Annotated in this window: 22 protein-coding genes; 8 read left to right on the top strand and 14 right to left on the bottom strand. The window is 67.6% G+C overall.

Annotated elements, in window-relative coordinates; translation table 11 throughout:
• The first annotated feature begins 22 nt into the window (after positions 1–22).
• The gene (locus Q9R14_RS14800) at positions 23–631 is read left to right on the top strand and encodes a response regulator transcription factor (RefSeq protein ID WP_306002872.1); all 609 of its coding nucleotides are present in this window, start codon (positions 23–25) and stop codon (positions 629–631) included.
• Positions 632–642: 11 nt separating this feature from the next.
• Here Q9R14_RS14800 and Q9R14_RS14805 read toward each other — a convergent pair whose 3' ends face one another.
• The 4 genes from Q9R14_RS14805 to folE all read right to left on the bottom strand — a co-directional run bounded on the left by Q9R14_RS14805 (position 643) and on the right by folE (position 7,713).
• Positions 643–4,029, bottom strand: a complete 3,387-nt coding sequence (locus Q9R14_RS14805; RefSeq protein WP_306002873.1) for a PAS-domain containing protein — start codon at positions 4,027–4,029, stop codon at positions 643–645.
• Positions 4,030–4,098: 69 nt separating this feature from the next.
• Entirely contained in the window at positions 4,099–5,772 is a 1,674-nt protein-coding gene (locus tag Q9R14_RS14810; RefSeq protein WP_017505637.1) for an MFS transporter, read from the bottom strand.
• Between the two features lie 135 nt (positions 5,773–5,907).
• Entirely contained in the window at positions 5,908–7,065 is a 1,158-nt protein-coding gene (locus Q9R14_RS14815; RefSeq protein WP_295217726.1) for an acyltransferase, read from the bottom strand.
• A gap of 63 nt (positions 7,066–7,128) precedes the next feature.
• Complete coding sequence (gene folE, locus Q9R14_RS14820) at positions 7,129–7,713, bottom strand: GTP cyclohydrolase I FolE (RefSeq protein WP_055753859.1); 585 nt, start codon at positions 7,711–7,713, stop codon at positions 7,129–7,131.
• Positions 7,714–8,011: 298 nt separating this feature from the next.
• Here folE and fliQ point away from each other — a divergent pair, with 298 nt between their 5' ends.
• From fliQ to cckA, 4 genes are read left to right on the top strand one after another with little or no spacing between them, the layout of a single operon-like run.
• A complete protein-coding gene (fliQ, locus tag Q9R14_RS14825) occupies positions 8,012–8,275 on the top strand; it encodes a flagellar biosynthesis protein FliQ (protein WP_017505641.1) in 264 nt (87 codons plus the stop codon).
• The gene (fliR, locus tag Q9R14_RS14830; RefSeq protein ID WP_039246288.1) at positions 8,275–9,048 is read left to right on the top strand and encodes a flagellar biosynthetic protein FliR; all 774 of its coding nucleotides are present in this window, start codon (positions 8,275–8,277) and stop codon (positions 9,046–9,048) included. Before fliQ ends, fliR begins: the two co-directional genes overlap by 1 nt.
• Complete coding sequence (gene flhB, locus Q9R14_RS14835; RefSeq protein ID WP_306002874.1) at positions 9,041–10,117, top strand: flagellar biosynthesis protein FlhB; 1,077 nt, start codon at positions 9,041–9,043, stop codon at positions 10,115–10,117. Before fliR ends, flhB begins: the two co-directional genes overlap by 8 nt.
• Before the next feature lie 51 nt (positions 10,118–10,168).
• Complete coding sequence (gene cckA, locus Q9R14_RS14840; RefSeq protein WP_306002875.1) at positions 10,169–12,205, top strand: cell cycle histidine kinase CckA; 2,037 nt, start codon at positions 10,169–10,171, stop codon at positions 12,203–12,205.
• Between the two features lie 21 nt (positions 12,206–12,226).
• Here the strand turns inward: cckA and Q9R14_RS14845 are convergent, their stop codons facing one another.
• From Q9R14_RS14845 to chpT, 3 genes are all read right to left on the bottom strand, one after another.
• Positions 12,227–13,042: a protein-glutamate O-methyltransferase CheR gene (locus tag Q9R14_RS14845; protein WP_153925452.1), complete on the bottom strand. Its 816-nt coding sequence runs from the start codon at positions 13,040–13,042 to the stop codon at positions 12,227–12,229.
• On the bottom strand, positions 13,039–13,416 hold the full coding sequence (locus Q9R14_RS14850; RefSeq protein WP_017505646.1) for a response regulator: 378 nt from the start codon (positions 13,414–13,416) through the stop codon (positions 13,039–13,041). Before Q9R14_RS14850 ends, Q9R14_RS14845 begins: the two co-directional genes overlap by 4 nt.
• A 91-nt stretch (positions 13,417–13,507) precedes the next feature.
• Positions 13,508–14,179 (bottom strand): histidine phosphotransferase ChpT, encoded by a 672-nt coding sequence (gene chpT, locus Q9R14_RS14855; protein ID WP_306002876.1) that lies wholly within the window; start codon positions 14,177–14,179, stop codon positions 13,508–13,510.
• 96 nt (positions 14,180–14,275) lie between these two features.
• Here chpT and cysQ point away from each other — a divergent pair, with 96 nt between their 5' ends.
• Complete coding sequence (gene cysQ, locus Q9R14_RS14860; protein ID WP_306002877.1) at positions 14,276–15,103, top strand: 3'(2'),5'-bisphosphate nucleotidase CysQ; 828 nt, start codon at positions 14,276–14,278, stop codon at positions 15,101–15,103.
• Between the two features lie 3 nt (positions 15,104–15,106).
• Here cysQ and Q9R14_RS14865 read toward each other — a convergent pair whose 3' ends face one another.
• The 3 genes from Q9R14_RS14865 to Q9R14_RS14875 form a co-directional block, all read right to left on the bottom strand.
• Positions 15,107–16,321, bottom strand: coding sequence for a hypothetical protein (locus Q9R14_RS14865; protein ID WP_306002878.1), 1,215 nt, complete (start codon positions 16,319–16,321; stop codon positions 15,107–15,109).
• Between the two features lie 106 nt (positions 16,322–16,427).
• Positions 16,428–16,772 carry a hypothetical protein gene (locus Q9R14_RS14870; protein ID WP_045811588.1) on the bottom strand — a complete coding sequence of 115 codons (345 nt, stop codon included), beginning with the start codon at positions 16,770–16,772 and terminating at the stop codon, positions 16,428–16,430.
• 54 nt (positions 16,773–16,826) lie between these two features.
• The gene (locus tag Q9R14_RS14875) at positions 16,827–18,470 is read right to left on the bottom strand and encodes a peptide chain release factor 3 (protein ID WP_306002879.1); all 1,644 of its coding nucleotides are present in this window, start codon (positions 18,468–18,470) and stop codon (positions 16,827–16,829) included.
• A 175-nt stretch (positions 18,471–18,645) separates the two neighbouring features.
• Between Q9R14_RS14875 and Q9R14_RS14880 the strand changes: the two genes are divergently transcribed.
• Positions 18,646–18,792, top strand: coding sequence for a hypothetical protein (locus Q9R14_RS14880; RefSeq protein ID WP_306002880.1), 147 nt, complete (start codon positions 18,646–18,648; stop codon positions 18,790–18,792).
• Between the two features lie 18 nt (positions 18,793–18,810).
• On the opposite strand, the gene Q9R14_RS14885 is transcribed toward Q9R14_RS14880, so the two are convergent.
• On the bottom strand, positions 18,811–19,185 hold the full coding sequence (locus Q9R14_RS14885) for a hypothetical protein (RefSeq protein ID WP_306002881.1): 375 nt from the start codon (positions 19,183–19,185) through the stop codon (positions 18,811–18,813).
• Positions 19,186–19,413: 228 nt separating this feature from the next.
• On the opposite strand from Q9R14_RS14885, the gene Q9R14_RS14890 reads away from it, so the two are divergent.
• Positions 19,414–21,558, top strand: coding sequence for a malate synthase G (locus Q9R14_RS14890; RefSeq protein ID WP_306002882.1), 2,145 nt, complete (start codon positions 19,414–19,416; stop codon positions 21,556–21,558).
• On the opposite strand, the gene Q9R14_RS14895 is transcribed toward Q9R14_RS14890, so the two are convergent.
• Genes Q9R14_RS14895 through cysD form a run of 3 tightly spaced genes read right to left on the bottom strand, consistent with a single transcriptional unit; the run spans position 21,546 to position 25,517 of the window.
• The gene (locus tag Q9R14_RS14895; RefSeq protein WP_306002883.1) at positions 21,546–22,595 is read right to left on the bottom strand and encodes a mechanosensitive ion channel family protein; all 1,050 of its coding nucleotides are present in this window, start codon (positions 22,593–22,595) and stop codon (positions 21,546–21,548) included. The two genes, Q9R14_RS14890 and Q9R14_RS14895, sit on opposite strands and share 13 nt — an antisense overlap.
• Positions 22,596–22,635: 40 nt before the next feature.
• Positions 22,636–24,549, bottom strand: coding sequence for a sulfate adenylyltransferase subunit CysN (cysN, locus tag Q9R14_RS14900; protein WP_306002884.1), 1,914 nt, complete (start codon positions 24,547–24,549; stop codon positions 22,636–22,638).
• Positions 24,549–25,517 (bottom strand): sulfate adenylyltransferase subunit CysD, encoded by a 969-nt coding sequence (gene cysD, locus Q9R14_RS14905; RefSeq protein ID WP_306002885.1) that lies wholly within the window; start codon positions 25,515–25,517, stop codon positions 24,549–24,551. The genes cysN and cysD overlap by 1 nt, the downstream gene beginning before the upstream one ends.
• Positions 25,518–25,580 lie beyond the last annotated feature (63 nt).

The raw sequence follows: 25,580 nt of genomic DNA on the forward strand, positions 1-25,580 counted from the left end.
CGCCGCGCACGGAAGGAAGGCCATGGATCGCATCGTCGTCGCCGACGACCATCCCCTTTTTCGCGCCGCCCTGCGCTCGGCCGTCGACAAGGCGGCGCCGGGCGCGGAGGTGGTGGAATGCGCCAGCCTGGTCGAGGCCCGGGCCGCGATGGTCGCGGGACCCGTCGATCTGTTGCTGCTTGATCTGAAGCTGTCGGACAGCGAGGGGATGGCGGGCCTCGCAGCCGTGCGAGCCGAACAGCCGACCGTGCCGGTGGCAGTGGTCTCGGCCAGCGAGGATGCGCCCGTTGTGCGCCACGCCCTGGGTCTGGGCGCCGCCGGCTTCATCCCCAAGTCTTCGTCCCTGCCGCAGATGGTCGAGGCGATCGCGGCCATTCTCGCCGGCGACAGCTGGGCGCCGGATGTGCCTGAGGCCGAAGACGATCTGGCCGGCCGGGTCGCCAGTCTGACGCCGTCGCAACTGCGCATCCTCGAAGGGCTGAAGGCCGGCCGGCTGAACAAGCAGATCGCCTTCGACCTCGGCGTGTCCGAAGCCACCATCAAGGCGCATCTGACCAGCGTGTTCCGAAAGCTGGGCGTTCACAACCGGACCCAGGCGGTGATCCTGGCCAAGTCGCTGGACCCGGCTTAACTCGCCAACCCCTAGCTCGACAGGAACGCCTTCAGCGCGGCCGGCTTGATCGGCTTGGGCAGAAGGACGGCGCCGGCAGCGGTCGCCTGTTCGTTCAGCCCGTCGCGGGTGTCGGCGGTGACCAGGGCGATGCGGCGCACGCCCTGGGGCCTCAGCCAGTCGATGACGGCGAACCCTTCGGGCCCGTCGCCCAGATGCAGATCGACCACGGCGGCGTCGAACGGGCCGATCGCCGCCTTGGCCGCCTCGACGCTGGCGACCAGCGTCGGCCGCGCGCCCCAGCGGGTGAGCAGGGCGTTCAGTGCGTCCAGGATCACCGGTTCATTGTCCACGCACAGCACCCGCAGGCCCGCCAGCGGCAGTCGCGCCTCGCGCAACGGCGTGGCCTCGGCGGGCAGGTCGGCTGCGCTGCGCGGCACGGTGATCCGGAAGGTCGTGCCGCGCCCGACACGGGAACTCAGCTCAAGCGGGTGATCGAGCAGGCTGGACAGGCGGCGTACGATGGCCAGGCCCAGGCCCGCGCCCGGCTCGTCCACGGCGCCCGGCAGACGCACGAACTCGCCGAAGACGGTTTCGTGGTCGGTGTCGGGAATGCCGCGTCCGGTGTCGCAGACGAACAACTGCACCGTCTCGCCCCGCCGACGCGCCCCGACCAGCACACGGCCTGCATCCGTATAGCGGATGGCGTTCGCCACCAGATTTTGCAGCATGGAGCGCAGCAGGTCGCGGTCGGACGCGACCCACAGCCGGCTGGACATCACGGTCAGGTCCAAACCCTTGGCCTCGGCCACGGGCGCGAACTCGCGGCGCAGTTCGTCGAACAGGCCGCCCAGCGACAACCGCGCGACATTGGTCCGCACGCCGCCGGCCTCCAGCTTGGACAGGTTCAGCAGGGCGGTCAGCAGACGGTGGGCGCTGTCGATGGCGCGGTCCGCGTTGACGGCCAAGGTTCGGCTGGTCGCATCCTCAAGCGCCGGCTCCTCCTTCAGGGCGGCGATGAACAAGCGGGCGGCGTGCAGCGGTTGCAGCAGGTCGTGGCTGGCGGCGGCCAGGAACCGAGTCTTGGAGGCCGTGGCGTCTTCGGCCACACGCCGGGCCTCATCCAGTCGGGCGGTGCGGTCCGCCACGCGCGCCTCCAGCCGTTCGTTGGCCTCTCCCAGCTCGCGCGCGGCTTGGCGCAGGGCGGTGATGTCGGTGTAGCTGGTGGCGTAGCCGCCGCCGGGGATCGGCGCACCGGAGGAGCGCAGCACCCGGCCGTCCGGCTGCTGGCGTTCGTGGTCATGGGGGATGCGGCGGCTCAGCGCCTCCAGCCGCCGCTCGACCCAGGCCTCGATGTCGTCGGGGCTCTCGCCGCGCTCGGCGTTCAGGCGATAGATGACGGCGATGGGCAGGCCGACGTGGACGAAGCCGGCGGGCAGGTCGAACATGGCGACGTAGCGCCGGTTCCAGGCGGTGACGCGCAGATCCTCGTCCACCACGATCACGCCCTGGTCGATGTTGTCGAGCGTGGTCTGCAGCAGGTCGCGGTTGAACTGAACCGCCTGGGACGCCTCGTCCAGCATCCGCACCACGTCCTCGGGCGCGCGTCCGACGCCGGCCAGCGCCGCTGAGATAACCCGACGCGCAGAGGCCGCGCCGATGGCGCCGGCCAGCATCCGCTCGGCTGCGCGGGCCAGGGCCGCATCGGCCGGATCGGCGTCGCGGAGCTTTGTGTCCGTCTCATCGCCCCAGGCGGTGAAGGCGCGCTCGGCCCGCTCGTCGCCGATAAAGCGGGCGACCAGGGCGCGCAGATCGCCGACCGAGGCGCCCGACGGCGCGGGCCGGGCCTCCATCCAGTCCGGTCCCAGCCGATCCACGAAGGCGCGGGCCTGGACCCGGTCGATCAGGCGGGGCTGAGCAAAGCGCGACACGCCGACATAGGCCGCCAGGTTCAGCGCCAGGCTGACGAAGACGCCGAGCGCCAACGGATCCTTGACCCCCAGCATGACGTGCAGGTGCCAGGGCGCGCCGGGCGACAGCTGGGGCATGGCCAGCATGACGATCCAGACGCCCATGCCGACTGTCATGCCCGCTAGCGCCCCTTGCGCATGGCCGCCCCGCCAAAGGACCGCGCCGAACAGGGCCGGCGCCAGCTGGGCCATCGCCGCGAAGGACACCAGCCCCATCGCCGCCAGGCCGCGCGACTGGTCCGTCGCCTGATAGTAGAGCCAGGCCAGCAGCAGGACCGCGACGATGGCCCCGCGCCGGACCTGGAGAATGGTCCCCGCCATGTCCGAGGCGTCGCCGCGCACCCGCCAACGCTCGCGCGCCAGGAAGGGAAGGATCAGGCTGTTGGACACCATGGCCGACAGGGCGACGGCCTCGACGATGACCATGGCGGTGGCGGCCGAAAAGCCGCCGACGAAGACCACGGCCGTCAGTAGGGTCTCGCCCCGCTGGAACGGCAGGGCCAGCACCAGCAGGTCCGGATTGACCGACGGCGCGAACAGGGCGCCCGCCGCCACCAGCGGCAGCACCGCCAGACTGGTCAGCAGTAGATAGAGCGGAAAGATCCAGCGCGCCCGCTTCACGTCCGATGGCTGACCGCCTTCGACGAAGGCGACATGGAACTGGCGCGGCAGGCAGAAGACGGCCAGGGTCGACAGCAGGGTTATGGCGGTGAAGCGCGGCGTGACCTCGGGCGGCGCAGCCAGGGCGCCCAGACCCTCTATGATGCGCGGGGGCGAGCCTTCGTTCAGCAGCAGGACCAGGGCGAAGACGGCGACGAACAGCAGGGCGCCCAGCTTGACCATCGACTCCAGCCCGATCGCCTGGATCAGGCCGCGATTGTGCTCGGTCAGGTCGGGACGGCGCGCCCCGAACAGGATGGCGAAAAAGGCCAGGACGCCAGCCAGCACCAGAACCGTCAGACCCTCGGATCCCGCCACCGGCGTGCCGGCGGTCAGCAGGGCGCCGGCCATCGACAGCGACTTCAGTTGCAGCGCGATATAGGGCAGCGATCCCAGGATGGCGACGACGGTGACCGCCGCGCCCAGGGTCTGGCTCTTGCCGTACCGCGAGGCCACGAAGTCGGCCATGGAGCCCACGTTCTCGCGCCGGGCGGCCGCCGCGATCCGGCGCCATAGCGGAAACAGCAACGTCAGACCGATCACCGGGCCGATGTAGATGGGCAGATACTCCCACCCGTCGCGCGCCGCCGTGCCGACCGCGCCGTAGTAGGTCCATGAGGTGCAGTAGATGGCCAAGGACAGGGCGTAGACCGACGGCCCCAAGCCCTTGCCGCGCGCGCGCGCCGACGGCCGTTCCTGAGACCAGGCGACGGCGAACAGCACCGCCATATAGGCGGCGACCAGACCGAGGATCGTCAGGCTGAACATCGGGGCATCTGAACCGGGCACGGGGTGTTTCACAAGCGAAAGGCGGGCCGTCTTGCGACGACCCGCCCTCCATTGCGCCTGAAAGCAGGATCAGGCGTTCAGATCGACGTCCTTGCCTTCCTTGACCAGCAGGAAGCCCAGAACGACCGTCCCCAGGGCCACCACGATCGGGTACCAGAGGCCGGAGTAGATATTGCCCGTCGCCGCCACGATGGCGAAGGCGGTGGTCGGCAGGAAGCCGCCGAACCAGCCGTTGCCGATGTGATAGGGCAGGGACATGGAGGTGTAGCGGATGTTGGTCGGGAACATCTCGACCAGGGCCGCCGCGATCGGTCCGTAGACCATGGTCACATAGAAGCCGAGGATGAACAGGATCAGCACCACCATCGGCTTGTTGACCAGGGCGCTGTCGGCCTTGGCTGGATAACCGGCGGCGGTCAGGGCCTCGCCCAGGCTCTTGTCCCAGGTCTTCTTCTGGGCGGCGAAATCGGCCGGGGCCATGGCGTCGCCCCGGAAGCTGGGGATGACGACTTGATCGCCGATGCGGACCTCGGCGACCGTGCCCGCCGGCGCCGCGACGTTGGTGTAGGTCACGCCCGCCTTGGCCAGGTAGGATTTGGCCACGTCGCAGGAGTGGTTGAACACCGTCTTGCCCACCGGATCGAACTGCAGATTACAGTCTGCCGGATCGGCGTAGACCGTGACCGGCGCCGAGGCGGCGGCGGCGGCCAGTTTCGGATTGGCGGCCTGGGTCAGGGCGTTGAACAGCGGGAAATACGTCAGGGCCGCGATCAGGCAGCCGGCCAGGATGATCGGCTTTCTGCCCACCTTGTCCGACAGCCAGCCCCAGAAGATGAAGAAGGGCGAGGCGGCGAGAAGCGCGATGGTCAGCAGCACATAGACCAGGGTGGCGTCGACCTTCATGACCCGTTCCAGGAAGAACAGGGCGTAGAACTGACCGGTGTACCAGATGACGGCCTGACCGGCGGTAAGGCCAAGAAGGGCGATCAGCACCAGCTTCAGGTTGGGCCATTTGCCGAAGCTGTCCTTCAGCGGGGTCTTGGAGCCCTTGCCCTCGGCCTTCATCCGCTTGAACGACGGGCTTTCGGCCAGCTTCAGGCGGATCCACAAGGAGACGCCCAGGAGCAGGATCGAGACCAGGAACGGGATTCGCCAGCCCCAGGCGGCGAAGGCTTCCTCGCCCAGCGTGTAGCGAACGCTCAGGATCACCACGAGGCTCAGCACCAGGCCGGCGGTCGCGGTGATCTGGATGAAGGAGGTATAGTAGCCGCGTTTGCCCTGCGGAGCATGCTCGGCGACGTAGGTGGCCGCGCCGCCGTATTCGCCGCCCAGGGCCAGCCCCTGGATCAGGCGCATCAGCACCAGGATGATGGGCGCGGCGATGCCGATCACCGCATAGGGCGGCAACAGGCCGACGACGAAGGTCGACAGACCCATCAGCAGCATGGTGACAAGGAAGGTATTCTTGCGTCCCCACAGGTCGCCCAACCGCCCGAAGACGATGGCGCCGAAGGGCCGCACCGCAAAGCCGGCGGCGAAGGCCATCAGCGCGAAAATGTAGCCGGTGGTCTCGTTGACGCCCGAGAAGAACTGGACGGTGATGATCGCCGCCAGAGAGCCGTAGAGATAGAAGTCGTACCACTCGATAACGGTGCCGACCGATGAGGCGAGGATGACCAGGCGATCGCTGCGATCGACGGTGTGCTCCTCTCCTCCGGACGCAAGGGGTGCGTCGGTTGCCATGATCCATTTCCTCCCGTGTCGCCGTTTATCGGCCGTTATGCGCGGCCTGCCGGACGCGTGGACGGCGACATTGACCGAGAGGAAGGCGGCTGAAGAGACCGACTTTGGTCGAGGATCGTCGGTCGCCCAGGTCAGTCAGCCGTCGATGGAGATGACCGGGCCGAGCTTGGGCTGGGCCTTGCCGCGACGGGCGCTGCGACGCTTCAGCCAGGCGCGGATGCGGGTCTGGATCGGATTGTCGATCGCGAAGTGAAAGGCGAAGGCGAAGGCGACCGCCGCCATGACGCCCAGGCCCCACAGGCCCCATTGAACGAAGAGGGGCAAGCCAACGCGCGCCTCGACCGCATTGACCACGCCGAACCAGACGATGCGGACCACCTCGTTGGAGATGAACATGGAGAAGGAGACCATGGCGGCGGTCTCGACCCACTTCGAGGGCTTGGTCACAGGCACGGCGCCGGCGGCCAGGATGATGATCGAGATCAGGGTCAGGGCGACAAGGGCGTGCTTGTCGTGAAGCTGAAGCGCGAAGAAGCCGACGGCGGCCAGCACCCCGGCCCAGCCGGCCAGGCGCGGGGCGATCCAGACCTTCTGGGCGAACCAGGCCAGGCACATGCCCAGGAAGAACAGCGGCAGGGCGCGGATGATGCCGTAGCGCATCGGCATCTGATAGACGGGATAGCCGAGGAACGACCAGCACAGCTGGTTGGCGATCAGATAGACGCCGACGCCGACGGCCAGAGCCGACCACGGACCCAGACGCATCAGGCCGCGAATGATCCAGGGGAAGGCCAGGTAGCAGCCGATCAGGGCCGAGATCGACCAGGTCGGAGCATTCCAGCCAAGGCCGCCATGCACGCCATAGGATTGCAGCAGCAGCAGCTGGGCCGGCAGCTGATCCCAGGCGAACCATTCGGGATTGCGGGGCGGCGAGCCGGCGGCGGTGGCCAGAAGCACGAAGCCGACCAGCGACAGACCCATGATCAGATGCGCGGGCACGACGCGCAGGAACCGCTTCAGGAAGAAGTCGCCGGGCGACATCCGGCCTTTGTCCACCGCCGCGCCATAGACGCGCATCAGCACATAGCCGCTGTCGATCAGGAAGAAGTTGGTAAGCAGGAAGCCGCCGCGTTCGAAGATCGGATTGATCAGATGGGCGAGCGGCTCGGGCCCTGCGGCCTGGAAGTGATGCAGGATGATCAGGAAGGCCACGATGAAACGCAGCGCGTCCAGCCAGCCGCCGCGCGCGATCTGAACTGTCTCATTGCGGGTCGAAATCAGGGACCAGGGCATCGTCAGCGCCTCCTTTGATCCCTTTACCGCAAGCGTCGGGCCAGTTCGCCTGTCAGGCGAACGTCACGACAGCACCAGACGCATGAACTCTTCGCGGGTGCGGGGGTCGTCGCGGACGACGCCGATCAGGTGGCTGGTCGACAGGCTGGCGCCCGGCGCATTGACGCCGCGCAGGGTCATGCAGCTGTGTTCGGCCTCGATGACCACGCCGACGCCGTGCGGCTTCAGTACGGTCTGGATGGCCTCGGCGATCTCGGAGGTCATCTTCTCCTGGATCTGCAGGCGCCGCGCGAAGCCGCGCACGACGCGAGCCAGTTTGGAGATCCCGACGACGCGGTCCGTCGGCAGATAGGCGACGTGCGCCTTGCCCACGACCGGCAGCATGTGGTGCTCGCAGAAGCTGACGAAGCGGATGTCCTTCAGCACGACCAGCTGGTCGTAGCCGCCGGTCTCCTCGAACGTCTTCTCCAGATAGGAGAGGGGATCGACCTCATAGCCCTGGAAAAGCTCGCGGTAGCTCTTGGCGACGCGGGCGGGGGTTTCCAGCAGACCTTCGCGGTCCGGGTTGTCGCCGGCCCATTCGATCAGGGTGCGGACGGCGGCTTCGGCGTCGGCCTGGGAGACTTTGGAGGCGGGGGCGTCGGTCATGGCGGCCTAGATAGCGGAGCGCTTGAGGGAAGGGGAGAGGGCGAGCCGTCCCATTACGAGGCGGACGCACGTTCAGACGGCGAAGTCGGAAAAAGAGAGTCTAATTCGTCTAATTCGTCTGAAATCGAATGGCTGGCGCTCCCCGAGGCGAAGGCGGGGAAGTCGGCATGGAAGCGGCGCCGTTCAAGGCCGCACGCGAGATTTTTCCGTGGTCAGGTCTGGACGAAGACGCGTCTGGTTAGCGGCCTGTTAACCATCCTGTCGGCATTTTCTGCCCAGTAGTTTCTGGAGTGGGCCGATGAACGGCGCGGAAGTTCTGGACGTCGGGCGCGACGCCATCTGGCTGACGATCCAGCTGTGCCTGCCGGTGCTGCTGGTCGGTCTGGTCGTCGGCGTGGTGATCGGCCTGTTCCAGGCCCTGACGCAGATTCAGGAACAGACCCTGATCTATGCGCCCAAGATCATCGCCATCTTCGTTTCACTGATCCTGTTCCTGCCGCTGATGGGCGCCCTGTTGGGCGGCTTCATGCGCCAGATCGCGGCCCGCATCGCGGGGATGTAGTGGACGCTTATGCGACCGCCGATCAGGTCTGGGCCGGCGGGCTGATCTTCGCCCGGATCGGGGCGATCCTGATGCTGATCCCCGGCTTCGGCGAGGCCTATGTGCCGCCGCGCGTGCGACTGTCGCTGGCCCTGGTCATCAGTCTGGCGCTGTGGCCGGTGGTGCGCGCATCGCTGCCGGGGCTGCCGGACAGCATGGGTTTGATGGTCGGGTGGATCATCCGCGAGGTGGTCGTCGGCCTGATGATCGGCCTTCTGCTGCGCATGTTCATGAGCGCCCTGGCGACGGCGGGCGAGATCGTGTCGTTGCAGACGACGCTCAGCTTCGCCCAGACCGCCAATCCGATGCAGGCCCAGCCCGGTTCGACCATCGCCGCCTTTCTGGCCCTGCTGGGGGTGACGCTGCTGTTCGCCACCGACACCCATCACCTGTTCATCGCCGGCATGGTGGGCTCGTATCGGCTGATCTCGCCGGCGCAGCCGCTGATGATGGCCGACTTCACCCAGATGGCCGTGCGGACCTTGGGCGACAGCTTCCTGCTGGGCGTGCAGTTGTCGGCGCCGGTGCTGGTCTTCGCCTTGATCTTCAACCTGGCGTCCGGCCTGGTGGCGCGGGTCATGCCGTCGTTCCAGGTCTATTTCGCCGCCGCGCCCTTGAGCGTCATCCTGGGCCTGTCGATCTTCGCCCTGAGCCTGGGTGCGCTGGGCACCCTCTTCATCGACCGCTACCGCCGTCTGGCGGAGTATTTCGTGCTGGGAGGCCCTGGTGGCTGAAGGCGCGGATCCCGAGTCGAAAACCGAAGAGGCGACCCCGCGAAAGCTTGAGGACGCCCGAAAGAAGGGCGATGCGGCCAAGTCGCCCGACGTCGCCCAGGTGCTGTCGCTGGCTGGGGCGGCGGCGGTGATCCTGATGGGGGGCGGCTGGTTCGCCTCGTCCATCGCCGAACAGATGCTGCCCTTCATCGCCGCGCCGCACGAGATGCTGGGCGTGCTGAACTCGGGCGCGGGCAACCAGATCATGGTGCGCGCCGTCTGGGCCGTGGCGCCCTTTCTGGGAGCCGTCATGCTGGCGACCATCCTGGGGGGGGTCGGGGGCAACGTCGCCCAGTCCGGCCTGATCTTCACCGCCGAAAAGCTAAAGCCCAAATGGTCGGCGGTCAGTCCGATGCAGGGGTTCAAACGCATCTTCGGGCCCGACGGTCTGGCGCAATTCGTCAAGACCTTCCTGAAGCTGATCGCCGTCTGCGCCGTCTGCTGGATGGTGTTGAAGCCGCACCTGCGCGAGTTCGAGAACATGGTCTCGATCAGCCCGCTGGCGATCCTGCCGCTGGCGCGCGACATGGCCATTTCGCTGTTCGTGGCTTCGATCATCCTGCTGGGCGCCACGGCCGGGGCCGACTTCATCTGGCAGAAGATGCGCTTCGCCAAGCGGATGCGCATGACCAAGGAAGAGCTGAAGGAAGACTTCAAACAGTCCGAAGGCGATCCGCACATCAAGGCCAAGCTGAAGCAGATCCGCATGCAGCGCAGCCGCCAGCGGATGATGGCCAATGTGCCCAAGGCCACCGTCATCGTGACCAACCCGACCCACTATTCGGTCGCCCTGCGCTATGAGCCGGATCAGGGCGACGGGGCGCCGATCTGCGTGGCCAAGGGCGTCGACGCCCTGGCCCTGCGCATCCGCGAAGTGGCGACCGAGCACGGCGTGCCGATCGTCGAGAACGTGCCGCTGGCGCGCGCCCTGTACGCCACCGTCGAGGTGGACGAGGTCATTCCGCGCGAACATTTCGACGCCGCCGCCAAGATCATCGGCTTCGTCTTCCAGTCCCGCAAGCGCCGGTAAGGCGGCGTCAGGATTTGGGCGTATGATCGCAACACTGATTCGCGAGGCTGTATGACGTCCACCCGCCGCCCTTCGTTCGACCTGTTGTCCGGCGTGATGGCGTTCGGGGTCGTCGTGGCGATCGCGGCCCTGGCCTATCCGGCGTTTCGGGACAATCCGATTTCGGCGCCGGGACTGGTGCTGATCCTGACCGTCGGCGCCATCGCCCTGATCGGTCTTTTCGGCTTCCGCCGGGCGGCGGACGCCAAGCCGAGCAGCGATGCGGCCATCGAGGTGTTGGACGCCATGGCCGAACCGGCGGCGCTGGTGTGGGATTCAGGACAGATCCTGGCCTTCAACGCCGCCTGGTCCGAGGCCAACGGCGCGACCGGCGCCCTGCCGCGCGGCAAGTCGGCGCAAGCGCTGTACATGGCCTTCGCCCAGGCGCGCAAAGGCGAGCCGGGCCGCGCCATCGTCATGATCGGACAGCGCGAGGTCGAGGTCGTGATCGGCCAAGCCGGCGAGGGGCGGTTCCTGATGCGCGCGGCGCCGGACGCCGTCCTGCCCATCGCCGCCGCGCCCGTTCACACGCCCGCCGCCGCGGCGACCGGCGAGGCGCGAGCCATGGCCGCTGGGGCGCCGTTCGGATCGGCCGTGATCGGCGGCGAAGACCTGTTTTCCGGCCGCGCGGAAGAAGCCAATCCGGCGCTCGCGGTCCTGACCGGACCGGGGGCGGCGCGCGATGCAGCCTTTGGGCATCTGTTCGATCCGGGCGGCATCGCCGAGGCGCGGCTGAAGCTGGCGGGCGGATCGTCGGGCCCGATCGAACTGGTCGCACGGGCCTATCCCGACAAGATGCTGCATCTGTATGTGGCGCCCGAGGGCGACAAGCGGCGCATCTGGCTGTTCGACGTCTCGGGTCAGAAGTCGATGGAGCTGCAGCTCAACCAGGCCCAGAAGATGCAGGCCGTGGGCCAGCTGGCCGGGGGCGTGGCCCACGACTTCAACAATCTGCTGACGGCGATCCAGCTTCAGCTTTCGGGTTTGCTGGAACGGCACCCGGTGGGCGATCCTTCGTACGAGGGCCTGAACGAGATCCGTCAGACGGCCATTCGCGCGGCCGATCTGGTGCGCAAACTTCTGGCCTTCTCGCGCAAGTCGACGGTGCGGCGCGAGCGCCTGGACCTGGGCGAACTGGTCGGCGAGTTCGCCATCCTGCTGCGGCGGCTGCTGCGCGAGGACGTCCGGCTGGAGACCGACTACGGACGCGACCTGCCAGTCGTGCTGGCGGACAAGTCTCAGCTGGAGACGGCGGTGATGAACCTGGCCGTCAATGCGCGCGACGCCATGCGCGGCGTGGTCGAGCCGGGCGCCGGCGTCGTCACCATCGCCACGCGCCGCTTGACGGGCGACGAGGCGCGAGCCCTGGGCTGGGTTGATGCGCCGACGGACGAGGTGGCCCTGATCGAGGTGTCGGACACCGGACCCGGCGTGCCGCCCGAACTGGCGGACAAGATTTTTGAACCCTTCTTCACCACCAAGGCGGTGAACGAGGGTACCGGCATGGGCCTGGCCACCGTCTACGGCATCGTGCAGCAGGCGGGCGGCCACATCACCGTCAGCAATATCGAAGGCGCGGGAGCCGCCTTCCGCATCTTCCTGCCGGCGGCGGGCGAGGCGGAACTGGCCGAGGTTCAGCCCGTCGAGGTCAAGGCCAAGGCGCCGCGCGACCTGTCGGGCGCCGGACGCATCCTGTTCGTCGAGGATGAGGACGCCGTGCGCGGCATCGCCGCCCGGCTGCTGCGTCAGCGCGGCTATGAGGTCATAGAGGCCGCCGACGGCGAGGAGGCCCTGTTGCTGGCCGAGGAACACGCCGGCCAGATCGACATGATGATCTCCGACGTCATCATGCCGGGGCTGGACGGGCCGTCCTTGCTGAAGAAGGCGCGCAAATATCTGGGCGACGCGCCGGTCATGTTCATCTCGGGCTATGCCGAGAGCGACTTCTCGGACCTGTTGCAGGACGAGACGGGCGTGTCCTTCCTGCCCAAGCCGCTGGACATCAAGACGCTGGCGGAGCGGGTGAAGCAGGAACTGCACGCGGGCTGACCGCCCGCATGAAGGGCGGGTTCAGGCGGCGCGGCGAAGCGCGGACGGCGCCTTTACATACAGGCCCCGGCGGCCGTTCACGGCGCGGAAGGCTACCGTCTCGCCTTCCAGACTTTCGTCCACGCCCAGAAGAAGGCAGCCGTCATCGACCAGGCGGCGTTCCAGTCCGTCGAGAAGACGCGCGCGTCGTGACGGGTCCATATCGGTCATGACATTTCGGCAGAAGATGACGTCGAAACGGGCGTCATCGGTCGGTTCGTCCAGCAGGTTGGCGCGACCGAAACGCACGGCGTCGGCCAGTTCGGCCTTGACGATCCACTGGTCTTCCCGCGGTTCGAACCAGCGCAGCATGGTTTTGGCCGTAAGCCCGCGCTGGATCTCGAAGCCGGTGTAGAGGCCCGAGCGCGCCTTCTCGATCGCGCGCTGCGACAGGTCGGTGGCGACCAGATCGACATCGACGCCGATCTCCCTGGCCGTCATGGCGATGGACCAGGCTTCCTGGCCGGTCGAGCAGCCGGCCGACCAGATCTTGATCCGTCCGTCGGGCCGCGCCTTGGACAGGGCCGGCAGCAGTTCGGTTTCGAGAATGCGGAAGGGGGTGCGGTCGCGACGGAACCAGGTCTCGGCGTTCAGCAGGGCCTCGATCACCGACCAGGCCAGCGAGGCGACCGGATTGGCCCACAGGTTCGTCAGCAGAGCCTCGACATTGGCGTAGCCCTCACGCCGCGCGATCGGACCCAGCCGGTGTTCGGCCAGGTGGATGCGATCCCGCGACAGCCGATAGCCGGCGCGGGTGGCGAGAAGGGACTGCAGCTTGTCGAAGTCCTCAGGCGTCATGCGGCGATCGCTCCGACCTCCGTCAGCTTGGACTGCAGGATTTCGCCGTCGAACGGCTTCATCACATAGTCGTCGGCGCCGGCGGCCAGGGCTTCGGCGATCCGCTCGGGGCGGGTCTCGATCGTGCAGAACAGCACCTTGGGTTGCTTGCCGCCCGGCATGGCGCGCAGCCGACGCAGGAAGGTGATGCCGTCCATCACAGGCATGTTCCAATCCACCAGCAGGACGTCGGGCATGGCGCCGGTGCAATAGGCCAGGGCCTCGGAGCCGTCCGCCGCCTCATCGACCTCATAGCCCAGGCCCTCGACGATGCGGCGCGCAACCTTGCGGATGATGCGGCTGTCGTCGACGATCAGGCAGGTTCGGAAGTCCAAGGTCGATCCCTCAATGACACGACGGCTTTCGCCCGTGGCGCATGGACTGTTTTTATCTCAAACGCCAGTTAATGAGTCGTTTGGAAACGCCTCACGCAGGCATTCGCGCGACCAGTGCGACCTTTCCGTCTTCAACCTTGACGCGTAGAGCGCCGCCGGCCTCGTTCACGGTCAGCCACAACCAGTAGGGCTGGATCCACTGGCCGGCCAGGCCCTCGACCAGGCGTTCGCCGGCCAGACCCGTGACGACCTCGGGCTTCAGCCGGGCGCGGGCGCCCTCGGCGAAGCCTTCCAGATAGAGCAGGCCGTTTTCCAGGCGCGACTGAATGGTTGCGACGCCGCCCATCGGCAGGGCGCCGACGGTCAGATAGGCGAGGTTGGTCAGGGCGCGGGCCTGGGGCTTGGTGAACTCGCCGTCGGCGATGCGCCAGTCGAGCGAGGCGCGGCCGCCCTGGACCATGCCGGACACCAGGCCTTCGATCTCGCGGGCGGTGAACTTCTCGCTGGTGGTAGCGGCGCCGAAGGCGACGCGGGCGAAGTGAACCAGGGCGACCATCTTCCTGGCGCTCTGCTCGATCAGGGCCAGGGCGTCGTCGCGCATGTCCTGAGCTGTCGGGTCCTGCATCAGGTCGAGGCCCGAGACGATGGCGCCCGACGGACTGATGAAGTCATGGCACAGCTTGGCCGCGATATGGGTCGCCAGCTCCGTCCCATCGACCGGAAGGTCCAGCGGAGCGGCGTCTGTGTCGTGGGGGGAGGTCATGATGTCTGGCGCGCTCAGGTCACAGTTCGTGTCGCGCGCGAAGTTGGAGTGATTTGCCGGTTCATGGAACCGCCCGGATGGTCTATCGACCCGCCAATGACGACCTCTTTGACACCTGCTCTTGAGCGCGATCTGACGTCCGGCGCGCTGTCCCTGGCCATCGCCGAGATCGCAGAGGAGGCTGCGCGGCTGATCCTGCCCTATTGGCGCGCAGGCACGGCGGTCGAGACCAAGTCCGACGACAGCCCGGTGACGCAGGCGGACCGGGCGGCCGAGGCCCTGATCCTGGAACGGCTGGCGGCCCTGTATCCGGGCGTGCAGACGGTGGCGGAGGAGGCCGTGTCGGCCGACGGCGCGCCGGAGGCGGCCGAGGACTGGTTCTGGCTGATCGATCCGCTGGACGGCACGCGCGGTTTCGTGCGCGGCGGCGAGGCCTTCACCGTCAATATCGCCCTGATCCATGACGGCTATCCGGTCGCGGGCGTGGTGACCGCGCCGGCGACGGCGACGACCTGGCGCACCGACAAGCCCGAGGGCGGCGCCTTCCGGCGTCAGTTCGGCGCTCTTCAGGCCGGCGAGGCCCATGCGGGCGAGGACTGGCGTCCGATCCGGGTGCGCGACCGGCCGCAGGAAGGCATGGCCCTGCTGAGCCACAGCGTCACCGACGAAGAGGCGACGCGTCTGGCCGCCCGTCACGGCTGCTCGCGTTGGCAGGGGACGGATTCGTCGCTGAAGTTCTGCCTGATCGCCGAGGGGCGGTTCGATGCCTATCCGCGCACGGGCCCGACCTCGGAATGGGACACCGCAGCAGGCCAGGCGGTGCTGGAAGCCGCCGGCGGGCGGGTTCTGGCCGATGACGGGCAGCGGATGGCCTATGGCAAGACGCGGTTCCTGAACGGCGCCTTCGTCGCCATGGGCGGCTGAGGTCTAAGACCTCAACAACGCCTCGGCGCGGTCGGCAAGGGCGTCGACGCCCATTTCCCGCGCCGTCATCGCCGCCTCGCCCAGGATCAGCCCCAGATCGGTCGGGACGACGCCGCCCAGCCGATGCCGCGCCAACATGATCTCGGCCATGCCGATCTGATCGGCGGCCCAGTCGAGCGGCGTCGCGGCCGCCATGCGCGCGCGAAGGCGGGTTTCCAGCGTCATCAGGGCGGTCAGGTTCTTGACCGCCTCGGCCAAGGCCACCTCACGCGTGATGCGCCGCTCGCGCGCCAGGGCGCCGATGATCAGTTCGCCGCCCTGCGTCAGGGCTTCCGCCTGGGCCAGCAGCATCAGCGGCTGGGCGTCGTCGCCGACACGCAGCACCTGGATCGCGGCCCAGTCCAGCGGGCTGTGATCCGGGGTGAACTGGTCGGTGGCAGCGTCGAACATGGTCCGCCCCTGGTTGCGGGCCTCGTCATGCCCCGCGATGGCGGCCAGGGCCGACAGGCCAGCGCCGCACAGAGCCAGGGCCCGAGCGCGGGTCAGGGGGCGATGGTCGGGAGATGCGGTCTCGACCAGGGCGCCCAGGTCTCGGCCGGCCTGATCCAGAAGATGCACGTCGCGCTGGACCACGCCCATTTCCAGCGACAGGGCCGCGCGATCCATGCGCAGATGCATGTCCTCGGCGTCGTTCCTGCGCACCGCCTCATCCATCAAGTCAGCCGCCTGATGAAGGCGGGCGATGTCGCCGCTCAGCCGAGCCGTGCGGACCGTCAGCCGCGCGTGAAGCGCGGCCATGCCGATGGCGATGCGTCGGCTGCGCGGCTGCCCGATCGCCGCAAGGGTCGTCGCCGCGCGGTCAAGACGGGCGGGATCGCCGCACAGATCAAAGCGCAGCATCAGCACCGCCGCCTTGGCCATGGCGGCCCGCGTGATCTGATCCTCGCCCACGGCTGAACGCACCAGGCTGTCGGCGCAGCGTTCGGCCCGGTCCAGACTGTCGGCGGCGCCGGTGCGCCGGGCGTGTTCGCGCCACAGGGCGCAGGCGCGGTTCTCGGTCTCGAAGGGACGGGCGCAGGAGACGCGTCCGGCGTCCGTGGCCTCGCGTCGCGCCTCGGCGCGCAGCAGATCTGCGCCGATCAGTTCGACCCACCCCAGGTCTTCGCTCTCTCGCGCCTGGGCGAAGAGTTTTCGAAGATCACGGCCGAATTCGAACATGCTGGACCTCGGTTATCCCGCTTCGGGACGCAGACTGCGTCACCTGCGGCGTCCAATGCAAACGCAGCGCCGGAAATGCGGTTCGGCTTGGCCTTAAGCCGGGGCCCTAGTCGAGTTTCGGCGTCTTCTGCTGGCAGCGTTGCAGATTGGCGCGCGCCTCGGGCGCCTCGGCGTTGAGCTGACGCACCGCAGTGATGCGCGCGCGGGTCTGATCGGCCTCGGCGGTCGGCGCCGCCTTGCCCGCCGCCGTCGCGGCCTGCATGGCCGCCAGTGACCAATAGAGCGCGGCGTCATACAGCCGACGCCCTTGCGCGCTCTCTCCGCCTTCAAGCTCCGACGCGGCCTGGGTCAGGCCCGCACAGCGCACCGCCTCCTCATACGAAACCAGCCCCACGGAAGGGGCGGCCTGCAGCATAAAGACGGTGCTGGCGAGGGCGAGAAGCGTCGACATGACCTCAGAATGGCTCAGCCACGTGACCAAAGGAAGTCGTTTGCGGCGCCGGCCTTAGCCGCGTTCCTTCGTCTTGGTGAAGGCGATCTTGGGGAAGCGTTCGCCGACATAGCCGGTCTCCCAGCTCGACTTGGCCAGGAAGACCGGGGCCTGGTCGATGTCGCGGGCCATCTGGGGACGATATTTGCCGCTGAAGTCCTCGACGTCCGCGTCGGAGCCGTCCGAGCCCGGAGCGATCCAGCGCGCCTCGGCGTAGGGGCTGGGTTCGAAGACGACGTCCAGACCGTACTCCTCGCCCAGACGGTCGGCCATGACCTCAAACTGCAGCTGACCCACGGCGCCGACGATGAAGTCCGAGCCGATTTCGGGACGGAACAACTGGGTCACGCCTTCCTCGGCCAGACCTTCAAGCGCCTTTTTCAGGTGTTTGGCCTTCAGCGGATCCTTCACGCGAACCCGTTGCAGGATTTCCGGCGCGAAGTTGGGCAGGCCCGCGAAACGGACCACGCCGCTCTCCGACAGACTGTCGCCGACGCGCAGCACGCCGTGGTTCGGAATGCCGATCACGTCGCCGGCGAAGGCGTCGTCGGCCAGTTCGCGGTCCGAGGCGAAGAACATGATCGGCGCATTGACCGACAGGGACTTGCCGGTGTTCTGCACCTTCAGCTTCATGCCGCGCTTGAAGGCGCCCGACGCCATGCGGAACATGGCGATCCGGTCGCGGTGGTTGGGGTCCATATTGGCCTGGACCTTGAAGACGAAGCCGGTGACCTCGTTCGATCCCGGTTCGACCTCGGTCTCGACGGGGGGCGGGGCGTTGCGTGTCTCGGGCGGCGATTCCTTCTTCGCCTTCATCACCTTTGGCGCCGGGGCCCAGTCGCCGATGGCCTTCAGCAGTTCGTCGATGCCGAAGTGGCGAAGCGCCGAGCCCCACAGCACCGGCGTCATGTGACCCTCAAGGAAGGCCTGGCGGTCAAAGGCCGGGTAGCCGCCCTCGACCAGTTCGACGGCCTCGGCGAGATTGTCCTGCTCGCCCGCCTCGAAATACTGCGCCGCCTGGTCAAGCGGCAGGGCGGCGGGGTGTTCGGGATCCTCGGCCGAACCGGCGGCCTTGCGGGTATAGGGCTGGAATCGGCCGGTTCCGACCTCGACCATGCCGCGCAGGCGGTTGCCGCTCTCGGCCGGCCACCAGATCGGGGCGGGGTCCAGCTGAAGGCGCGACGCGATGTCGTCCAAGAGGGCCATCGGGTCCTGGGCCTCGCGGTCCAGCTTGTTGATGAAGGTGATGATCGGAATGTCGCGCAGGCGGCAGACCTCGAACAGCTTCAGCGTCTGCGGCTCGATGCCTTTGGCGGCGTCCAGCACCATGATGGCGCAGTCGGCGGCGGTCAGGGTGCGATAGGTATCCTCGGAGAAGTCCTCGTGTCCGGGGGTATCGAGCAGGTTGAACATCTTGCCGTCGTGCTCGAACGTCATGACCGAGGCCGAGACCGAGATGCCCCGCTCCTTCTCGATCTTCATCCAGTCCGAACGGGTGCGCCGGTTCTCGCCGCGCGCCCGCACGGCGCCGGCCGCACGAATGGCGCCGCCGGCCAACAAAATGTGCTCGGTCAGGGTCGTCTTGCCCGCATCCGGGTGGGCGATGATGGCGAAGGTCCGGCGGCGCGCCGCTTCTTCAGGCAGGGTCAATGAGGACATGGCGCGCGACTAGCGCGGACACGCCTCAAAGTCACGGGATTGCGCCGGACGAAATAACCCCTCGCCACGAAGGGCTATCGGAGTCATGCTCGGTTCTGGAGGAGACGATCAGGCCGTCAGAGTCCGACGCTCCCCTCCCGGATCGATCCGGGATCATAGGGAAAGGACAAGGACGATGGCTGTCATCCATCCGCAAGACCGTATCGCCCATGCGCCGCGTGACCGGGCGCCGCTGCATCCGGCGGTGGGGCTGGTCGTCGGTTTCGGCTTTATCGTAGCCGTGGCGACGCTGGTCCATGTGGTGTTCAACGCCGTCCTCTGACGGCGTTTCAGGTCGCGATCAGGCGGCCAGACGATTCCAGACGGCGCGGTCTGCCGAGACGGCGTCGAGACGACGGCCCTTGGCCTGAAGCTGGCGCATCACCTGCTCGGGCAGGGTGCAGAAGCGCGGCTCGACCAGGTCCGGATTACAGGCGGCGGCGGGCGCCGCGAACAGGGCGGCGTTCACGTCCGGGCTGCGCTCGGCGATCAGCCAGGCCAGGCGACGGGCGCGCTCGGGATCGTTGCGGTGAAGCAGCGGGTCCTCGGCGAACAGTTCGCAGCCCAGTTCCAGCAGATAGTCCAGGCCCAGCTTCTCGAACCGGCGCGCCTCGGCGGGCGTGATCGGGCAGGCCTCGTCCAGGTCGAACACGACGTCGTTCAGAAGAAACAGCATGGGCGAGACGCTCGACTGACCGGACGCGAGTTCGTCCGTAAGCTCACAATAGGCGCCGTCGCTTGCGGTCCCGTTCACGGACGCGGTTAAGCGTTTGTGACCAGCCGGCTGTCGCGCTGGACGAAAAGCGACGGCGATGACGCGACGTGACCCTTGCGCCGGTGTCCGGCCTCGGCTTACCTGATCACGCATTGTTACAGGCCGGCGTCGCGCCGGAGAGAGGCCGTCATGACGACCCATGAAGATCGCGCCGGGCTGAAGGTGGCGGGCGAACTGATCGCCCTGATCGAGCAGGACGTGCTGCCGGGGCTGGGGCTTGATGCGACGGCCTTCTGGAGCGGGGTGGCGGCGATCTTCGAGCGGTTCGCGCCCGAGAACCGGGCGCTGCTGGCGCGACGCGACGCCTTGCAGACGCAGATCGACGACTGGCATCGGGCGCGGCGGGGCCAGCCCTATGACGTGGCGGCGTCGCAGGCCTTTCTGAAAGAGATCGGCTATCTGGTCGAGGAGCCGGCGCCGTTCACGATCGGGACTGAAGGCGTGGACGCCGAGATCGCGCGCATGGCCGGGCCGCAGCTGGTCGTGCCGGTGCTGAACGCCCGCTTTCTGCTGAACGCCGCCAATGCGCGGTGGGGCAGCCTTTATGACGCGCTTTACGGCACGGATGCTTTGGGCGACCTGCCGGCCGGCGGCGGCTATGACGCGGCGCGCGGCGCGCGGGTTGTGGCGCGGGCCAAGGCCTTTTTGGACGAGGCGGCGCCGCTGGCGGAGGGATCGCATACGGATGTCGCCGGCTGGTCGGTGATCGACGGCGCGTTGTCGCCCGCGCTGAAGGATGCGGGACAGTTCGTCGGCTTTACGGGCGAGGCCAGCGCGCCCGCCTCGATCCTGCTGGTCAACAACGGTCTGCACATCGAACTGGTGATCGACCGCAGCCATCCGGTGGGGCGCAGCGATGCGGCGGGGCTGGCGGACGTGGTGCTGGAATCGGCCCTGTCGACCATCGTCGATCTGGAGGATTCCGTCGCGGCCGTCGATGCGGCGGACAAGGCCGAGGCCTATCGCAACTGGCTGGGTCTGATGCGCGGCGACCTGTCGGCGACGTTCAAGAAGGGCGGCGAGACCCTGACCCGCGCTCTGGAGCCGGATCGCCAGTGGACGGCGCCGGACGGGTCGTCGGTGATCCTGAAGGGGCGCAGCCTGCTGTTCGTGCGCAACGTCGGGCATCTGATGACGACCTCGGCCATTCGTCTGGCCGACGGGTCTGAGGCGCCGGAAGGGATCATGGATGCGATCATGACCAGCCTGATCGCGCTGTATGACATCAAGGGTCTGGGCGGGCTCGGCAACAGCGCGACGGGCTCGGTCTATATCGTCAAACCCAAGATGCACGGGCCGGAAGAGGCCGCCTTCACCGACCGGCTGTTCGATGCGGTCGAGGATCTGCTGGCCCTGCCGCGCCATGCGATCAAGGTCGGGGTGATGGACGAGGAACGGCGGACCTCAGCCAATCTGGCGGCCTGCATTCAGGCGGTGAAGGGCCGGATCGTCTTCATCAACACCGGGTTCCTGGATCGCACCGGCGACGAGATTCACACGGCCATGGAGACCGGGCCGGTGGTCCGAAAAGCGGACATCAAGTCCAGCGCCTGGATCGCGGCCTATGAGGCGAGAAACGTCGCCATCGGCCTGAAATGCGGCCTGTCGGGCAAGGCCCAGATCGGCAAGGGGATGTGGGCGGCGCCGGACCGGATGGCGGACATGCTGGAGCAGAAGGTCGGCCACCCGAAGACGGGCGCGAACACTGCCTGGACCCCCTCGCCGACGGCGGCGACCCTGCACGCGCTGCACTATCATGCGGTCGACGTGTTCGCGGTTCAGAAGGATATGGCCAGGCGCGAGACGCCGGGGCTGGAGGCTTTGCTGACCCCGCCGCTGGCGAATGGCGTCAACTGGTCCGAGGACGAGGTGGCGGCCGAGTTGGACAACAACGCCCAGGGCATACTGGGCTATGTCGTGCGCTGGATCGATCAGGGGGTGGGGTGTTCCAAGGTGCCCGATATCCACGACATCGGCCTGATGGAGGATCGGGCGACGCTGCGGATCAGTTCGCAGCATATCACCAACTGGCTGCTGCACGGGGTCTGCACGGCCGATCAGGTCGAGGCCGCCTTCCAGCGCATGGCGACCAAGGTGGATGGGCAGAATGCGGGCGATCCGCTGTATCGGCCGATGGCGACGGACCCGGATAACAGTCTGGCCTATCAGGCGGCGCGGGCGCTGGTGTTCGAAGGCGTCGAGCAGCCGAACGGCTATACCGAGCCGTTGCTGCATGCCTGGCGGTTGAAGGCGAAGGCGGCTCAGTCCGTCTGACGCGCCTTGGGCGGAGCGGGCGGCTCAGGCATCTCGACCTCTTCGTCGGCCATGACGTCGTCGGCGGCGTCGTTGGCGGTTCGGGCCGGACTTTGCGGGCCGGTCGGTCGCGGCGATGCGCCGACGCCGTAGCCGAGGCGCTTCAAGGCCTCCTCGCCGTCCAGGCCGAAGGCGGTGCGCAGGCGAAGATCGGTCTGGGGCACCGGCACCTCGACGCCCGCCGCATCCAGGGCGTCGGCGATCAGCCAGGTGTAGGCGGCGTGCATGGCCGCCGGACGTTTGACGGCGTCGCGCGTCGGCCAGACCACCAGTTCGAACGACAGGCCCCGATCGCCGAAGGCCACCAGCCAGACCTGGCTTTTGCGGGCCTCCGTCTCCGGCAGGGTGAAGGGGCTGGCGCGGGCGGCGGCCAGAACCGCGTCGCGCACCTGTCCCCGGTCCGAGCCATAGGCGACGGTGAAGGGCACATGTATGCGGCGTGTGTCGCCCTTCATGGTCCAGTTGGTGACGGGCTGTTCGATGAAGCGCGAGTTGGGCACCAGGACATTGACGTTGTCGTTGGTGCGGACACGGGTGGCGCGAGGGCCGATCTCCATGATGGCGCCGCGGATGCCGATGTCCTCGATCTCGATATAGTCGCCGACCGACACCATCCGGTCGAAGATCAGGAACAGGCCGGAGACGAACTCCTTGACCACCCCCTGAAGCCCGAGACCCACGCCGATGCCCAGCGCGCCGGCGAAGACGGTCAGGGAGGACAGGTTCAGCCCCGCCGCCGACAGGGCTGACATAATCCCCACGACGATGATGCCGTAGCCGGCCAGCCGCTCCAGCAGATAGATCGCCTGACGGCTGCGGTCCGAGCGCTCGCGCACCCGGCGCAGCGACCGCGTCACCAGCCAATGGGCGGCGAAGGCGATCAGGAGGATCACGCCCGCGCTGACCAGACCGCCCAGCGTCAGATTGATCCCGGCGATGCGGGCGATCTGCGACTGCTCGATGGTGTCGAGGCCCAGCTTCTGGATCGGATTGGTCATCGCATTCTAGAGCGTCCGGCGAACGGTCAAGGTTCCGAACCTAGATGGCGAAGTCCTCGGTCGAGAAGCGCCCATCCAGCCAGGCGACGATGCGCTCGGCGGCGTCCTCGGGCGACATGGTGGTGGTGTCCACGACGATCTCGGGCGTCTCGGGGGCTTCGTAAGGGCTGTCGATGCCGGTGAAGTTCTTGAGCTCTCCCGCGCGGGCCTTCTTGTACAGGCCCTTGACGTCGCGGGCCTCGGCGACCGCCAGCGGCGTGTCGACGTGGACCTCGACGAACTCGCCCTCGCCCAGCAGGTCGCGGGCCAGACGGCGTTCGGCGCGGAAGGGCGAGATGAAGCTGACCAGGAGGATCAGCCCGGCGTCCACCATCAGTTTCGACACCTCGGCGACGCGGCGGATGTTCTCGACCCGGTCCTCTTCGGTGAAACCCAAATCGCGGTTCAGGCCGTGGCGGACATTGTCGCCGTCCAGCAGATAGGTGTGACGACCGTCGGCGTGCAGCCGCTTTTCCACCAGATCGGCGATGGTCGATTTGCCCGCGCCCGACAGGCCGGTCAGCCAGACGACGCGGCCCTTCTGGTTCTTGATCGTGGCGCGCGCCGCCTTGTCCACCGACAGGGCCTGCCAGTGGATGTTGTGGGCGCGGCGCAGGGCGAAGTGCATCAAACCCGCCCCGACCGTCCGGTTCGAGATCCGGTCAATCAGGATGAAACCGCCCAAATCCTTGTTCTCGGCATAGGGGGCGAAGGCGACGGGAGCGTCCAGGGACAGGTTGCAGACGCCGATTTCGTTCAGCTCCAGCCGCTTGGCCGGCTGCTGTTCCAGGGTGTTGACGTTCACCTTGTGCTTGGGCTCGGTGATGGTGGCCCCGACCAGCTTGGCGCCGATCTTGAGCAGGTAAGGCCGGCCCGGCAGCAGGGGTTCGTCGTCCATCCAGACCACGGTGGCCTCGAACTGGTCGGCCGCCTCGGGCGGGGCGTCGGCGCTGGCGAGGACGTCGCCGCGCGAGACATCGATCTCGTCGGCCAAAGTCAGGGTGACCGACTGGCCGGCGACGGCCAAGCTCAAGTCGCCGTCGGCGGTGACGATGCGGGCCACGGTCGAGGTCTTGCCGGACGGCAGGACGCGCACCGGATCGCCGGGGCGCACGGTCCCGGCGGCGATCTGGCCGGAGAAGCCGCGGAAGTCGAGATTGGGCCGGTTGACCCACTGCACCGGGAGGCGGAACGGATCGGCCTGAAGATCGTCCCCGACCTCCAGCGTCTCCAGCAGGCTCATCAGCGGCGGCCCGGCGTACCAGGGCGAATGGGCGCTGGGTTCGGTGATATTGTCGCCGCGCAGGGCCGACATCGGGATGGCGTCGAAGGCCTGAAGCCCGATCTGGTCGGCGAAGACCCGAAAGTCTGCGACGATGGCGTCGAACACAGCTTGAGACCAGCCCATCAGGTCCATCTTGTTCACCGCCAGAATCGCGTGACGGATGCCCAACAGGCTGACCAGATAAGCGTGGCGCCGCGTCTGGGTCAGAACCCCGCGACGGGCGTCGATCAGGATGACGGCGGCGTCGGCGGTCGAGGCGCCGGTGACCATGTTGCGCGTGTACTGCTCGTGGCCCGGCGTATCGGCGACGATGAACTTCCGTTTCTCGGTGGAGAAGAAGCGATACGCGACATCGATGGTGATGCCCTGCTCCCGCTCGGCGGCCAGGCCGTCAACCAGCAGGGCGAAGTCGATGTTGCCGCCTTGGGTGCCGACGCGGCGGCTGTCCGCCTCCAGCGCCGCCATCTGATCCTCGAAGATCATCTTGGAATCGTAGAGCAGCCGCCCGATCAGGGTGGACTTGCCGTCGTCCACGCTGCCGCAGGTGATGAAGCGCAGCAGGCTCTTGTGCTGGTGGGCGTCCAGATAGGCGTCGATGTCGTGGGCGATCAGATCCGATTGGTGGGCCATCAGAAATAGCCCTCCTGCTTCTTCTTCTCCATCGAGGCGGACTGGTCGTGGTCGATCATCCGGCCCTGCCGCTCGGATGTGGTGGTCAGAAGCATTTCCTGGATGACCTCGGGCAGGGTCGCGGCCGTACTCTCGACGGCCCCGGTCAGGGGGTAGCAGCCCAAGGTGCGGAAACGGACCGATTTCATCTGCGGCGTCTCTTCGGGACGCAGTCGGAACCGGTCGTCATCGACCATGATCAGGGCCCCGTCGCGCTCGACGACCGGCCGCTCAGCGGCGAGGTACAGCGGCACGATGGGGATCCGCTCCAGGTGGATGTATTGCCAGACATCCAGCTCCGTCCAGTTGGAGATCGGGAAGACGCGGATGCTCTCGCCCGGCCGTTTGCGCGTATTGTAAAGCCGCCAAAGTTCGGGGCGCTGGTTCTTTGGATCCCAGCGATGCTCGGCGGTGCGGAAGGAAAATATCCGCTCCTTGGCGCGCGACTTCTCCTCGTCGCGCCGGGCGCCGCCGAAGGCCGCGTCGAAGCCGTAATGAGACAGCGCCTGTTTCAGCCCTTCGGTCTTCCACAAGTCCGTGTGCAGGGCCGAGCCATGGTCGAAGGGATTGATGCCGCCCGCGAGGGCGTCCGGGTTCTGGTGGACCAGCAGCTCAACGCCCAGATCGGCGGCGGCCTTTTCCCGCATCGCGTACATAGCGCGGAACTTCCACGTCGTGTCGACGTGCAGCAGCGGGAAGGGCGGTCTGGACGGATAGAAGGCCTTCTTCGCCAGATGCAGCATGACGGCTGAATCCTTGCCGATCGAATACAGCATGACCGGACGCTCGGCCTCGGCCGCCACCTCGCGCAGGATGTGGATGCTCTCGGCTTCCAGCCGCTGAAGGTGCGTCAGTCGCGGCGCGGACAGGCCGGCGGGTCTTCTGGTCAGGGTGGCGGTGGTCACCGGGGCGTCTCCGTCGAACGCCATGTGACAACGCCAATGCGCGCGAGGGAACAAGCGAGTGTTCCTGCTCCCCGCTAGGAGATTTTC

Source organism: Brevundimonas sp. C43, assembly GCF_030732185.1.
Lineage (GTDB): Bacteria > Pseudomonadota > Alphaproteobacteria > Caulobacterales > Caulobacteraceae > Brevundimonas > Brevundimonas diminuta_C.